This window comes from Sporosarcina limicola, from assembly GCF_014873855.1.
Classification (GTDB): Bacteria; Bacillota; Bacilli; order Bacillales_A; family Planococcaceae; genus Sporosarcina; species Sporosarcina limicola.
In genome coordinates this window covers 266,254-280,278 of record NZ_JADBEL010000002.1, presented here as the reverse complement: position 1 = coordinate 280,278, position 14,025 = coordinate 266,254, and the positions used below count along the sequence as shown (strand labels likewise).

13 protein-coding genes are annotated in these 14,025 nt (G+C 43.8%); 8 read left to right on the top strand and 5 right to left on the bottom strand.

Annotated features, from left to right (window positions below; genetic code table 11):
* From H4683_RS03490 to H4683_RS03470, 5 genes are all read left to right on the top strand, one after another.
* A partial coding sequence (locus tag H4683_RS03490) for a hypothetical protein (protein ID WP_192597436.1) occupies nt 1–365 on the top strand: 365 nt, incomplete at its 5' end.
* Between the two features lie 96 nt (nt 366–461).
* On the top strand, nt 462–1,514 hold the full coding sequence (locus H4683_RS03485; protein ID WP_192597435.1) for an AAA family ATPase: 1,053 nt from the start codon (nt 462–464) through the stop codon (nt 1,512–1,514).
* Nucleotides 1,511–2,383, top strand: coding sequence for a DUF58 domain-containing protein (locus tag H4683_RS03480; protein ID WP_192597434.1), 873 nt, complete (start codon nt 1,511–1,513; stop codon nt 2,381–2,383). The genes H4683_RS03485 and H4683_RS03480 overlap by 4 nt, the downstream gene beginning before the upstream one ends.
* A 15-nt stretch (nt 2,384–2,398) precedes the next feature.
* Nucleotides 2,399–4,162: a BatA domain-containing protein gene (locus H4683_RS03475; protein ID WP_192597433.1), complete on the top strand. Its 1,764-nt coding sequence runs from the start codon at nt 2,399–2,401 to the stop codon at nt 4,160–4,162.
* Nucleotides 4,146–6,743, top strand: a complete 2,598-nt coding sequence (locus tag H4683_RS03470) for a VWA domain-containing protein (protein ID WP_192597432.1) — start codon at nt 4,146–4,148, stop codon at nt 6,741–6,743. The genes H4683_RS03475 and H4683_RS03470 overlap by 17 nt, the downstream gene beginning before the upstream one ends.
* Before the next feature lie 64 nt (nt 6,744–6,807).
* Here H4683_RS03470 and H4683_RS03465 read toward each other — a convergent pair whose 3' ends face one another.
* The 5 genes from H4683_RS03465 to H4683_RS03445 form a co-directional block, all read right to left on the bottom strand.
* Nucleotides 6,808–8,007 (bottom strand): MFS transporter, encoded by a 1,200-nt coding sequence (locus H4683_RS03465; RefSeq protein WP_192597431.1) that lies wholly within the window; start codon nt 8,005–8,007, stop codon nt 6,808–6,810.
* Between the two features lie 135 nt (nt 8,008–8,142).
* On the bottom strand, nt 8,143–9,216 hold the full coding sequence (locus H4683_RS03460) for an ABC transporter substrate-binding protein (RefSeq protein WP_192597430.1): 1,074 nt from the start codon (nt 9,214–9,216) through the stop codon (nt 8,143–8,145).
* Nucleotides 9,213–10,013, bottom strand: a complete 801-nt coding sequence (locus H4683_RS03455; RefSeq protein ID WP_192597429.1) for an ABC transporter permease — start codon at nt 10,011–10,013, stop codon at nt 9,213–9,215. The genes H4683_RS03460 and H4683_RS03455 overlap by 4 nt, the downstream gene beginning before the upstream one ends.
* Nucleotides 9,997–10,821: an ABC transporter permease gene (locus H4683_RS03450; protein WP_192597428.1), complete on the bottom strand. Its 825-nt coding sequence runs from the start codon at nt 10,819–10,821 to the stop codon at nt 9,997–9,999. The genes H4683_RS03455 and H4683_RS03450 overlap by 17 nt, the downstream gene beginning before the upstream one ends.
* Nucleotides 10,811–11,917 (bottom strand): ABC transporter ATP-binding protein, encoded by a 1,107-nt coding sequence (locus tag H4683_RS03445; RefSeq protein WP_192597427.1) that lies wholly within the window; start codon nt 11,915–11,917, stop codon nt 10,811–10,813. The genes H4683_RS03450 and H4683_RS03445 overlap by 11 nt, the downstream gene beginning before the upstream one ends.
* Before the next feature lie 343 nt (nt 11,918–12,260).
* Between H4683_RS03445 and H4683_RS03440 the strand changes: the two genes are divergently transcribed.
* From H4683_RS03440 to H4683_RS03430, 3 genes are all read left to right on the top strand, one after another.
* Nucleotides 12,261–12,584 (top strand): hypothetical protein, encoded by a 324-nt coding sequence (locus tag H4683_RS03440; RefSeq protein ID WP_192597426.1) that lies wholly within the window; start codon nt 12,261–12,263, stop codon nt 12,582–12,584.
* Nucleotides 12,585–12,783: 199 nt separating this feature from the next.
* Nucleotides 12,784–13,326 (top strand): peroxiredoxin, encoded by a 543-nt coding sequence (locus H4683_RS03435; protein ID WP_192597425.1) that lies wholly within the window; start codon nt 12,784–12,786, stop codon nt 13,324–13,326.
* A gap of 134 nt (nt 13,327–13,460) precedes the next feature.
* The gene (locus H4683_RS03430) at nt 13,461–13,910 is read left to right on the top strand and encodes a redoxin domain-containing protein (protein ID WP_192597424.1); all 450 of its coding nucleotides are present in this window, start codon (nt 13,461–13,463) and stop codon (nt 13,908–13,910) included.
* Nucleotides 13,911–14,025: the final 115 nt, after the last annotated feature.

The following is a 14,025-nucleotide window of genomic DNA, read 5'->3' as shown; positions in this document are numbered from 1 at the left end:
TCAAGGTCAAGGTCAAGGTCAAGGCCAAGGTCAAGGTCAAGGTCAAGGTCAAGGTCAAGGTCAAGGCCAAGGCCAAGGCCAAGGCCAAGGCCAAGGTCAAGGTCAAGGTCAAGGTCAAGGTCAAGGCCAAGGTCAAGGCCAGGGTCAAGGAGGTCAAGGCTCTGGAGCGGGCAAAGGGTCGGGAGGAAGGAATCTTCTTTCGATTCCCTTCGATCGTGTTGGTGAAAAAGGGGATACATCTACAGTCAACGGGTCCTTGGGTGAGGGTAACTTCATCGAGGAACGGGAAAAAGAAGGCCTTGTGGAAAAAGGGACAATACGTCCTTACAGTGAAGTTGTCGGTGAATATAAGGATTCTTACTTGAAGAGTACGGATAAGATGAAGCTGCCTCCTGATTTGCAGAATATTCTCTCCGATTATTTCTCTTCGATTGAATGAAAACGGAATGGGAGTTGTACACATGCCATATACACCAGAACAATTTGAAGAGATGAGTGGAAAGCTTGCAACAGTAAGAGAGGAAATTGGGAAATTTATCGTTGGTCAACACGAAGCGGTCGAGTTTTCCCTCTATTCAATATTAGCGGATGGCCATGCGCTTCTTGAAGGATTGCCAGGGCTTGGTAAAACGATGCTCATACGGACGATTTCAGAAGTACTTGATTTGTCTTTCTCACGGATTCAGTTCACGCCGGACCTGATGCCGGCAGATATTACCGGAACGAGCATTTTGGAACGGAACGATGAAGGGATGCAACGTTTTGCATTCAAAAAAGGACCGATTTTTAGCCAGATGGTACTAGCGGATGAAATCAACCGAGCAACCCCGAAAACACAGAGTGCCCTGCTTGAAGCGATGGGTGAGAAAACGGTGACAGTACTTGGTGAAACGAGAAAAATGGCAAGACCCTTCTTCGTTCTCGCAACGCAGAACCCGATTGAAATGGAAGGGACGTATCCACTGCCAGAAGCGCAGATGGACCGGTTCCTCTGTAAAATCATTTTGCCTTATCCATCGAAATCGGAACTGAAGGAAATCATTATGCGTACAACGGGATCCGATAGCGTGAAAATCCAAAAAGTAATGAATACGGAAGAAATCGTCGAAGCACAGGAAATGGTGAAGGAAGTCATCATCGCGGATGAAATGATTGATTACGCGGTAGATCTAGTAGCGGCAACACACCAAGCCGTCGACCAAGTCGCGGCAACGCCCCAAGCCGTCGACCAAGACCAGTCTCGGGATAAAAGTGGAGCGGCGGACGAGTGGACAAAATATGTCCAATACGGAAGTGGTCCACGAGGCCTTCAGTCAATCATCAGATTGGCGAAGGCACGGGCACTTGTATCAGGACGCTACCATGTATCGATTGCGGATATAAAAACAGTCGCCAAGCCTGCACTCCGTCATCGCATCCTTATCAATTACGAAGGGGAAGCGGAGGGCGTTGATGTCGACGGACTCATCATCAAGCTACTTGAAGAAGTACGACAAGGGGCGTCGGTGCAATGACTGGTCAACTCTTTCCCGACAGATTGACAAAAAGGCTTGGAACATTATCGATATTGTCCAGGTCTGGGCGACTAGGGCATCATAAAGGGACGCATCGTTCCCGGAAAACGGGTGCATCTCTCGACTTTTCCGATTTCCGGGAGTATCATCCGGGTGATGATTTACGACATATCGATTGGAATGTATATGCACGGACAGATAAGCCTTTCATTAAACAGTTTTTAGATGAACAGGAGATGCGTATACATATTCTATTGGATCCGACGAGATCGATGGGTGCGGATGGAAAATGGGATTATGCCCGTCAACTTTCAATTGCACTCGGCCATATCGCACTGAAGAGCGGTGATACGGTATCGTTTTCTACATGGTCGGATGGTCAGGATCATTTTTTCAGAAGGAAAGGTGCTGTACATCGTGCTTCGATGACGAAATTCATTTCATCCATCAACGAGCCTGGGGTAGTAAGTGATTTCACAGACAGGGCCCTTCGGCATATTCCAAAAGCAGTGACTGTCTTGTTTATTATTACAGATGGGCTTGAAGAGACTGGGAAATGGGCGCATCTATTCCGTCGTCTACCGGGTATTTGTAGAGATATCCGCATTGTCACGGTTCATTCAAAACAGGAAGAGGCGCCTGAATATGATGGGGACGTCCGTTTTATAGACATAGAAAGTGAAGCGGGAGTTGAAGTGACTGTTACCCGCCGAGCTGTTCAGGATTATTTGGAGAAGAAGGCAGCACATGAGGCAAAAATAGCGGCTCTTGCGGGGAAGTATGGGATTCAGCTTCTCCACGCAGAAGTTAGCGAGGGCTTCATGGAAACGGTGACGAAAAAGATGAGACACGCTGGATGGGTACGATAGGAAGGAGGCGGCCACGTGGGATTCGATAAATTAGTGTATACGTGGACGGCAATTTTTCCGTTGGCCGTCCTTCTTTATTATTTTTTCCGAAAACGGTATGAAACGCAAACGATTTCTTCGACATTGTTTTGGGAACAATCGATGCGGGAGACGAAAGTGTCGCCTTATTTGAAAAACTTGCAACAAAATGCGCTTTTTTATCTACAAATGGCTGCACTTTTACTATTGGTATTCATTCTACTTGTACCTTATTTAAATAAGGAAGAAGCGGTTGGTAATCATACAATTCTCATTGTGGATACTTCGGCAACGATGCTTGCAAGCAAAGAGGGCTTAACATTGTTCGAACGAAATCAAGTAGCGATGAAAAAACTCGTTGCAGGCCGTGCAGGACACCCTGTTACCATTGTGACGACCGGCAAAGAGCCGGGCATCGTTATTCGGGAGGCAAAGGACGGGGAAGTGGTGGCAGCCGCCATTGATGCGTTAGCAGTCGCCTACGAACATGAAAGTATGGAACGGGCGTTGGAGTTCACGAGGTCCATCGTTTCATCAGGCAGTGCAGATATCCACATTTACACGGACTCAATGGAGCGGTCGGCATTTTCTGAAGGGGACAGCTCCATCGCTTGGACTGTTCATGGTTCTGAGGATGCTTACGTTAATGTATCCATCGATAAGTTCGGTGCTGTGAAGACACCTGAAGGAACTGAGGCGATTGTTAAAATCGTGAATCATTTTGGAGATGACAAGACGGGTAACGTTCATATAAAAGACGCGTTAACAGGGAAGTCGCTCAAGGATGAAGCATTTTCTGTTGAAGGTGGAAAAGATATTTTATTATCTTTTAAAGGGTTGCCTGCTAGTCAGGCGATAAGCGCGAAAATTGTTGTAGATGATGACTATGAGGCGGATAATATAGCATTTGTCTTACTTGGCAATGAAACGCAGGAAGCGGTTGTTGATGGCAATTTACATGAACTGGTTAAAAAGGCGTTCGAGGTGATTGGATTATCCGTTACGACCGGTTCAGCAAAGGAAATGATTGTTGCACAAAGCGGATCTATCATTGTGACGAATGATGTTTCATTCCTTAGAAAAGGGGAGGAGCCGGTAATCGTCATCGGCAGAAATGACAAACCGACTAAGCCGATTTCTGGCGTCATGACAAGCTCCAAGGACCCGCTTTTTACTATCGTGGATATACAGGATACCTATGTAAGTGCATTGTATCCGCCGTTTAAAGGATTCACAACAATCGCAACTGTTGGAGACGAGCCTTTCATCCAGAAGTCGAAGCGTGGAGATATTGTCGTTCTCACGGATATAGAACTGACAGATTGGCCACTCCATCCTTCTTTCCCGCTCTTTGTTTGGAGCGCAGCTGAAATGCTTCGATCTGAAACAGGCTCAGTAGGGACATTTGTTCCGAATGAAAGAAAAGCGTTGCTAACGGGTGGAACTTCGGATGCGGTGGAAGTATTCACGATGGAGGATGAATATGTCACTACATTCGCGGAAGGTTCGGGTTTCATTGCACCGTCACGTCCGGGAATCTATAAACTTCGGGATGAAGGAACGGAGAAAATGTTTTCTGTTCAACTGGAGAAGTCCGAAAAAGAATTCACACAAGGCTCTTCCTATCGGATAGGAGAGTTGGAAAATGTGAAAGGGGCTGAAGAAGGGAAGAATAACATCGGTTGGTTATTCCTACTACCGGTACTCCTTCTTCTACTTATAGAATGGGAGGTGCAAAGAAGACGTGGATATCCGAATTGATGAGCCACTTTGGCTTCTGTTGTTTATTCCCATTGCATTCTATATGGTATTCACTTGGATTTCGTCGGGTATGCGATTCATTGGAAGAGGAACAATCCTCTTTGTGCTGCGTTGCACAGCCATCGTAGTACTTGTTTTGGCGCTTGCATCACCTTTTGTTACGCTACGTGCCGATGAGGAACAGGTTCTGTTTGTTGTGGACCGTTCTATTTCCATTGAAGGCGCAAGTGGGACAGCGGAGAAATGGATTGCGGAAAGTTTGAAAAAGCGGAAAGTGAATCAGTCTGTTGGGATGTATTCATTTGCGGAAACGTTCCGGACGGATGTGCAACTTACGGATGCAGATGTGACGATTCCTGTTGTTGAGTCGCTGGAGGCGAAAGATGCGACGGATATTGCGAAGGCGATTGATCTTGCAGCAGCTGTTGCTTCAGGGAGTAGTGCGACACGAATTGTCCTGTTATCGGATGGGTTGGAAACTGTTGGTTCAGTCGAGAAGTTGCTGGCGAAGTATGGCGGGGACCAAGTGGAGATTGATACAGTTCTCCTTGAACGTCCGAACAATGCGGACGCATCCATCTCCATTTTTGAAACACCACGAACCGCTTATGAGGGGGAGAAACAATTCCTTCAAGTAGAGGTGGAGTCTTCTACGCGAACAGTAGGGGAATTGATTATTTATCAAAATGACAAGGAGATTATTCAAGAACCTGTTGCGCTTGAGCCGGGGAAGAATAGCTTTTCATTCCGAACATCGGCAAAGGGCGGTGGTCTCCTGAAGTATGAGGCGAAGCTTATTGTGCAAGGGGATGGTTTCCTTGAAAATAATCGGATGTTGTCGGTTACGATGATGGAACGTTCACCGCGTGTGTTAATCGTTCAGACAGATCGTAATCCATCCGTCATTCCGTCACTTCTCGATAAATCTGCCATGACTGTTGACGTCATCGATGCAAAACAATTACCCGAGTCGCTATCTGGTTATCTAGGTTATGGTGCGATTATTTTTGATAACGTTCCAGGGCATGTTGTTGGCGAAGATAAAATGACAGTTATCGAGCAGGCAGTGAAAAATTTCGGAACAGGATTCATGATGGTTGGCGGTGAAGAAAGTTTCGGTCTGGGCGGTTATTTCAAATCGCCTATCGAACGACTTTTGCCTGTTGAGATGGAAGTGAAAGGGAAAGAGCGGCTTCCATCCCTTGGTCTCATCATTGTGATGGACCGTTCAGGAAGTATGTCCGGTTCAAAAATTGTACTGGCGAGAGAAGCGGCTGCACGTTCAGTAGAACTTCTTCGTGATGATGATACATTTGGCTTCATCGCATTTGATCATCAGGTGTGGGAAGTGATCCCTGTTGGCTTGCTCGGTGATCGAAAAGAGGCGATTGAACAGATCCTTTCTGTTCCGGCAAACGGTGGGACGGATATATTCCCAGGAATGCAAAAAGCGTATGAAGATTTGGCGGATTTAAAATTGCAACGGAAGCATATCATCCTTCTTACGGATGGACAATCCCCGATGCCGCCTGAATACGAGGATGTCATTGCGGAAGGTAAAAAGAATAATGTTACCATGTCGACGGTAGCCATTGGTTCGGATGCGGACTGGGGGCTGTTGGAAGTCCTTGCGGAAAACGGCGGGGGTCGTTTTTATGATGTCGTTGATGAATCGACTGTACCGGCAATCCTAGCACGGGAAACATCCATGATGACACGTACCTATATCGAAGATAATCCGTTCTATATGCGTTTGGGTGGTGTTGCGGAATGGTCTTCATTGTTCGAAGAGGGTGTCCCACAAATGAATGCCTATATTGCGACGACTGCTAAAGGTACAGCGACAATCGCTGCGGAAAGCCTTAAGGAGGATCCGATTATAGCAGAATGGATGTACGGACTCGGACGAACAGTTGCGTTCACATCCGATTCTACTGGGAAATGGACAGGTGATTTGGCGAGATGGGGCGGTTATCCGGACTTTTGGAACACTGCAGTTGCACGATTATTACCAACCTATGAAGAAGTCCCTTATATCATCACGCATGAACGGGGCGGCACTTATACAGTGACGGACAGTTCGCGTAAAGCAGCATTCCTTGATATCGCGGTTGTGGATGAGGGGGGCCAAGAAGTGCCGTTCACATCAGAACCACTTGCGCCTGGGAAAATGCGTGTCACTGTCGATGCCAAACCGGGTCTGGTATTTTTCGGTGTATCGGATGATAAAGGCGGTCTTTTCGAAGCAGGCATATCTGTCCCATACAGCGACGAATACAAATCTACCGCACCTGATACGGCACTTATGATAAAGATTGCTGAGCGGACGGGCGGCAAAGTTTTGGAAGAGCCGGAAGAGGCATTTCGTGATCATCGATTCAAGGGCGGCGAAAAAAAGCCGATTGCACAGTGGCTTATCCTCGTTGGGATGATTCTATTCTTCCTTGATATCACATTACGTCGTTTTGGCATGTTCAAAGGATTTGGCATGAGACGGGTTCGGGAACAACCGGTCGTCCACGGTAAATCGACGGCTGAGGAAAGTATATCGGAATTGTTGAAAGCGAAGAGGAAGCGTTGAGTTTGTAAGAACAATAAAATGCCCGCCATATCCGGTGTAAAAACCAGTATGGTGGGCATTTTGTTTACAGCGTTCTCGTACTTGCAAGTAACGGGCCGTGTTGCTTCGCCCATGTAGCCGCGATAGCGAAACAAATGAGTAAAATCACCATTCCGAGAATGTATGGATAACCGACATTAATGTCAAAAACAATACCAGCAAGTGCAGGGCCAACCATATTTCCTAAACTCATATAGGCATTCATCATGCCCGCCGCATAGCCTTGCTCTTTACCAGCAAGCTTTGAGACAAGGGTGTTGACGGCTGGTCTGAGTAAGGATGTCGCAGTTGAGAAAATGGTTGCCACCATCAAAATGGACCAAAACATATCGACGAATAAAATACCGACCATCGAAAATGCGGAGATGACAAGGTTGATTAGGATGACGCGCATTTCACCGTATCGTCGGAATAGTGGGTTGATGACAAATGTCTGGACGATGACCCCAACGAATCCACCAACTGTAATCAATATGGCAATTTGTGAAGGCGTATACCCATATTTGTGGTCAACGTAAAGTGCAATGGTAGACTGGAAGTTTGCAAGTCCAAAAGAAAAAACGAACATAACAATCAGGATGATGAAATAGGGTGTCTTCGTTGAACGTTTCATTTGTTGATACAGGTTTTCTCTTACTTTCGTTGTGGGATCGCCATCTATAACCGGTTTAGGGTTTGGTAGGATAAAGATTGATAGAATGGCTGCAAATAATGCGGCACCCGTTGCAAAATAGAAAGGCGTCTCGAGACTTATTTTAGAGAGAAAGCCACCAATTCCTGGTCCAATCATAAAGCCAAGTGACATCGATGCGCCGAGAAGCCCCATCCCTTTTCCTCGATTTTCATAAGAAGTGATATCAGCAACGAATGCCATCATCGGTGGAATAATGAATGCAGCACCGAAGCCCGAGAAGAATCGTGCAACAAAGAGCATCCAAAGTTCGGTAGAAAGGCTGAATGCAAGTTGGGACAATCCGAAAATAATCAGTCCAATGATGATAATCATTTTGCGACCATACCGATCAGATAAATCACCAGCGAATGGGGAGAAGAGGAATTGTGCAAGTGCGAAGATGGCAATCATAAAGCCAAGTGCCTGCCCAGCGACACCGAACGTCCCCAAGTATTCTGGCATAATCGGTATAATGAGTCCAATACCTGACATAGCGATGAACATATTGAACATTAAAATATAGAGAGCGAAATTAGTTGATTTTGCCGTCATGAGTATCCCAACTTTCCAAACTATTTCGTGTATCTAAATTATCTTATCATAAACTTATGCTGAGTACACCTCTAGCTTACTCTTTAGCAGGAAAAAAAGACGCCCCCTTAATTGAGTAAGTAGGGAGGCGTTCTATCATTTCATATCCATCTTAAATTCAAGAAATAATTCATTGTAATGACCAAGCATTTCCAACCCGAGATTTTTGTACACTTCCAAATGATTGCGAGCCTCTTCGTCTGGATAGAAGCGTTCATCTGAAGTTACTTCAGGATCCATGAAATCGAGTGCTGCTAAATTTGGCGTGGAGTAGCCTACGTAATCCGCATTTTGGGCAGCCATTTTAGCATCTAGCATGAAATTAATGAATGCATAAGCACCTTCGATATTTTTAGCCGTGCGGGGAATAACAATATTATCAAACCATAAATTGGAACCTTCTTTAGGTACAATATAATCGATATCTTCATTCTCGGACATCATATCTGCAGCTTGACCGGACCATGTGAGCGAAACAGCTGCCTCACCATTTACCATGAGTTGTGTCACTTCATCCCCAATAACCGCTTTGACATTAGGACTAAGCGTCTTTAATTTATCTGTCGCCTTGCGCAATTGGTCAAGATCAGTGGTGTTCAATGAATAGTCGAGAGAATTCAATCCCATACCGATTGTTTCCCGGGCGCTATCGACAAGAATGACAGCTTGCTTGAGAGAGGGGTCCCATAAGTTATCCCAGCTTTCAAATGTTTGTCCCTCCAGTAATGTCGGGTTGAAAGCAATACCAACAGTTCCCCAGAAATAGGGGATGGAATAGGTATTGCCTGGGTCGAACGGCAAATCAAGAAAATAAGGATCTATATTTTTAAAGTTCGATAATTTGTTATGATTGATGGGCAAAAGTAGGTCTTTTTCAGCCATCATTTCAACCATATATTCTGAAGGCATCGTAATATCATACGATGTCCCACCTTGCTCAATCTTCGCCATCATTCCTTCATTCGTATCGAACGTCTCGTAGATGACTTTAATGCCTGTTTCTTTTTCGAATTGTTTTAGAAGGTCGGGATCAATGAATTCTCCCCAGTTGTAAACTGTAAGTGTTCCTTTGGCGGAAGGTCCTCCGCTAGCATTTAATTTGCTATTGATGAACCAGAGAACAACGGATACGGTGACAATCAATGCCGCGACACGTAAGATTTCCTTCATTTTTTCACCCCCGTATGCGGTGCTTTCGTTTTTCTGCTAATTGCATAATAACCTAGTACAAGTGTAATTGTCACAAAGAAGATTAGGCCTGATAATGCGTTAATCGTCAATGTAACTCCTGTTCGTGCCATCGAATAGATTTCAACTGATAATGTTGAGAACCCGTTTCCAGTAACAAAAAATGTGACAGCAAAATCATCAAGTGAATAGGTCAACGCAAGGAAGAATCCTGCGAATATCCCAGGTTTAATGAAAGGGATAATGACACGCGTTAGTACATCTCGTTTTGTCGCTCCAAGATCCAGTGCCGCATCAATTAGCGAGGGACTCATTTCTTGTAGTTTTGGCAATACCATGATGACAACAATTGGAATGCTAAATGCGATATGCGAAATGAGCACGGAAGCGAAGCCAAGTTTAACACCAATCAGTGTAAATAAAATTAGGAATGACGCACCAATAATGACATCCGGGCTGACAATCAAAATAGTATTAAGTGATAGTACAGCATTGCGCATCGCCCTGTTTCGCATGAACATAATCGCTAAGGCGCCAAGTACGCCAATCGCAGTGGAGACAAGTGCTGATAGAAGTGCGACGATAATTGTGTTGATAAGTATACTAATTAATCGGGTATCCTCAAAGAGGGCTGTGTAATGTTCCAGTGTGAACGATTCAAAATTCGACATACCACCACCAGAGTTAAATGAGTAGAAAATCAAATAGAAAATAGGTGCATACAAAATGATGAAGACAACAGACAGATAGAGTTTAGGAAGCTTACTTAACTTTTCCATTGATGCTTGCTCCCCTCTCTTTGCCGCTCGTCATCAGCATAATGATAAACATGAATAGGATTAGGAATACCGCAATTGTCGAACCCATTCCCCAATTTTGCGTGACGAGGAATTGCTGTTCAATCGCTGTACCGAGTGTAATCACTTTATTCCCTGCAATGAGTCGGGTAATCATGAATAGCGATAAGGCAGGGATGAAGACGACTTGAATTCCTGACTTAACGCCATTTAAAGTTAATGGCCAAATCACCCGTCTAAATGTCGTCCATGAATTCGCCCCGAGATCACGGGATGCATCGATTAATGTCGGATTCAATTTATCCAATGAATTAAATATAGGTAGAATCATGAATGGGATGAAAATATAGACTGAAACGAAAACAAAACTGAAATCGGTAAACAGAATTTGCTGTTTTCCAAGACCCGTCAATTCCAAGAACGCATTGATAGGGCCATAAAGACCGAATAGCCCAATGAACGCATACGTTTTTAGTAGAAGATTGATCCAAGATGGAATGATAATAAGTAATAGCCAAAGGTACTTATGCTTCGTCTTCGTTAAAAAATAAGCAGTCGGATAAGCAAATAGTAAGGCGAATGCTGTAATAAGGAATGCGTACCAAAAAGAACTGATTGTTAATTTCAAGTAAACTGAAGAGAAGAAGTTTCTATAATTATCAAGTGTAAAATTGCCAACCAAGTCGAGAAATGAATAATAGACAATCAATGCAATTGGCGCAATGACGAACAGGATAATCCAAGCTGCATAAGGGAGCGTGTAAAGTGGGCGTAATGGTTTATTGTTCATCAGCCAATACCTCGTATGCCTCAAGTCTTGCATCAAATTCCTCTTCCGATTCGTTCAAGCGCATGACGTGAATATCTTCCGGATCAAAGTCAAGTCCGACCTGTACACCGACTTCTGCTTTTTTCGTCGAGTGAACGAGCCATTCGTTGCCATCCGCATCATATGTGGATAACTCATAGTGGACACCGCGGAACAACTGTGTATCCACAGTTACATTCAGTTTTCCTTTGTCTACTGATGTCAGTTCAAGATCCTCTGGGCGAATAACGATATCGACTTTCTCATTTAGATTAAGTCCTTGGTCAACGCATTCAAAGGTCTTGCCCGTAAATTGTACAACATAGTCTTCAATCATAACGCCGCGTACAATATTCGATTCACCGATGAAATCAGCGACGAAACGGTTAATGGGTTCATCGTAAATATCAAGTGGTGTACCTGATTGTTGAATTTCACCGTCATTCATAACGAAGATTTCATCGGACATTGCGAGTGCTTCTTCCTGGTCATGGGTGACAAAAACGAATGTTTTGCCGAGACGCTGTTGCAATTCGCGGAGTTCGTACTGCATTTCTGACCGTAATTTTAGATCGAGTGCAGAAAGCGGTTCATCCAGCAGAATGACTTCAGGGTCGTTAACGATGGCGCGTGCGATTGCGACTCGTTGACGCTGACCACCGGACATTTCAGGGATTTCACGTGTTTCATAGCCGACAAGATTGACGAATTTTAAAGCTTCACGTACGCGACGGTCTACCTCTTTTTGTTTAACTTTCTTAATGCGAAGGCCGAATGCCACGTTTTCAAAAACGTTTAAATGGGGGAACAATGCATAATCTTGAAATACGGTATTCACCTGACGTTCATTCGCAGGAACGTCATTGATTTTTTTTCCATTGAAAAAGATTTCCCCTGCGGTTGCTTCAGTGAACCCGGCGATGAGTCGTAAAATAGTCGTTTTTCCACAACCAGATGGACCTAGCAAGGTGTAAAATTTTCCTCGTTCCAATTCAAAGGAGACACCATTTAGTACAATCGTTTCATCGCTATATTTTTTTGTAACATTATCAAAGCGGATAATCGGTTGAGTCGTCATTTTGACCCTCCTTCTTTATAAATAAGATTATGTTGCTATGAGAAGTACTTCGCTTGTTACATATCACCAATTTCAATTACCACTTCACCTTTCAGCACATAAATAAACGTTTATGTAAGAGAAGGTTCAAACCTTACTCATTATACAAAACATCTTCGAGAAATCAATCCTTTTAAACTTAATTCAGCAGAAGTCTCTCCAACTAATTTGTTGAAAGGGGACAAGATGAGATTCGTGAAAAAATAGTCCATTTAATCTGTGAATTAGCGAAATCTGTTCAAGAAATGTGAATTGAATTTTTGGCTATACGTGGTACAATTATATCGAAAAAGGGGGGCTATGATTGGGAAAAAAGAAGGTATTTTATTTAGACCCTGATGAACGTGAATGGACGTTGAAAGATCTCGGCCTTAATTGGGAAGCAATAGAACGTCTAGGGACAGAAAGAAAAGGAATTGAAGGTACTTTTCTTGTAGATAAAGGGAGAATCCGCAGATGGTCTGAATTAACCAGCAATTGTAAGGTTTGCCTTGGCTCACTAGCTTATAATGATGAGCATGATTCCATCTACTGCCCTACATGCGATGAATGGCGCGAATCCTCTTGTAACGATCCGAATTGTGAATATTGTTTAGCGCGTCCTACAAAACCCTCCCAATGTATGTGATGCCAATAATTTCGATTTTATAAGAATAAATTAAGATAGACATCAAAACAGAGTGCTTTTCATGAATTCGTCATAATTAAAAATGAGTATAATTTTGACAAGGCACTCCGTTTGAACTTGGGCTAGTTTATTGTTATTCTAATTAAAGATGTTGTGGGATTAAGTCCTGCAACAAAAGAAACTTTGGAGGGATACTATAATGATTGAACGCATGGTAGGTAAACAAGCACCAGATTTTACGATGGAAGCGGTTTTAGCAGACAAGTCTTTTGGTAAAGTAAGTCTTGAAGAAAACATGAAGAACGATAAATGGACAGTATTGTTCTTCTATCCAATGGATTTCACATTTGTATGCCCAACTGAAATCACAGCAATGTCTGATCGTTACGGTGAGTTCGAGGATCTAGACACAGAAATCATCGGCGTTTCAACAGATACAATCCATACGCATCTTGCATGGATTAATACAGACCGGAAAGACAACGGTCTAGAGCAGTTGAAATATCCACTTGCTGCTGATACAAACCATACAGTTGCGCGCGACTACGGTGTGTTGATTGAAGAAGAAGGAATTGCACTCAGAGGTCTATTCATCATTAACCCTGAAGGTGAACTACAATACCAAACTGTATTCCACAATAATATTGGACGAGATGTAGACGAAACGTTGCGCGTACTTCAAGCGCTTCAAACTGGCGGACTTTGCCCAGCTAACTGGAGACCAGGTCAGAAAACGCTTTAACTTCATTCAGCAGGGATTCAAACCCCAGCTGAATGAAGTTAAAGCCTTCGGCGGATGACACAGATTTTTACCAACCAGAATCCCCACGCATAGTATGAGCAGTGGGGATTTTTTTGAAAAAGGGGGAAATTCATTTGAAATTACGTGATCAGTTGCCTGAGCTCGAAGGTGCAACAGCTTGGTTGAACGGACAGAAAACAAAAGCGGAACTGGTCGGAGAGAAACCGACACTCATCCATTTCTGGTCTGTCAGTTGTCATTTATGTAAAGAAGCGATGCCGGAGGTAAATGAATTCAGAGACAAGTTTAAAGATGACTTGAATGTCATCGCAGTTCATATGCCACGTTCTGAGGATGATTTGGATATGGAAGTGATTATGTCTGTTGCTACAGAACATGATATTTCACAACCGATTTTTGTTGATAGTGAAGCGAAATTGACGGATGCATTCGACAACCAATATGTACCTGCCTATTATGTCTTTGATAAAGATGGTCAACTTCGCCATTTCCAAGCGGGCGGTGGGGGTATGAAAATGCTTGAAAAGCGCGTCAATCGTGTATTGGATGAGATGAAAAAGTAATTGAAGGTAAGCCCGATATCGCACCCATGCGATATCGGGCTTTTTTCTTAATTAATATACAATCTAGTTGGTATTTGAGTGAGCACATCCGATATGTTACACTAATCGCATCCAT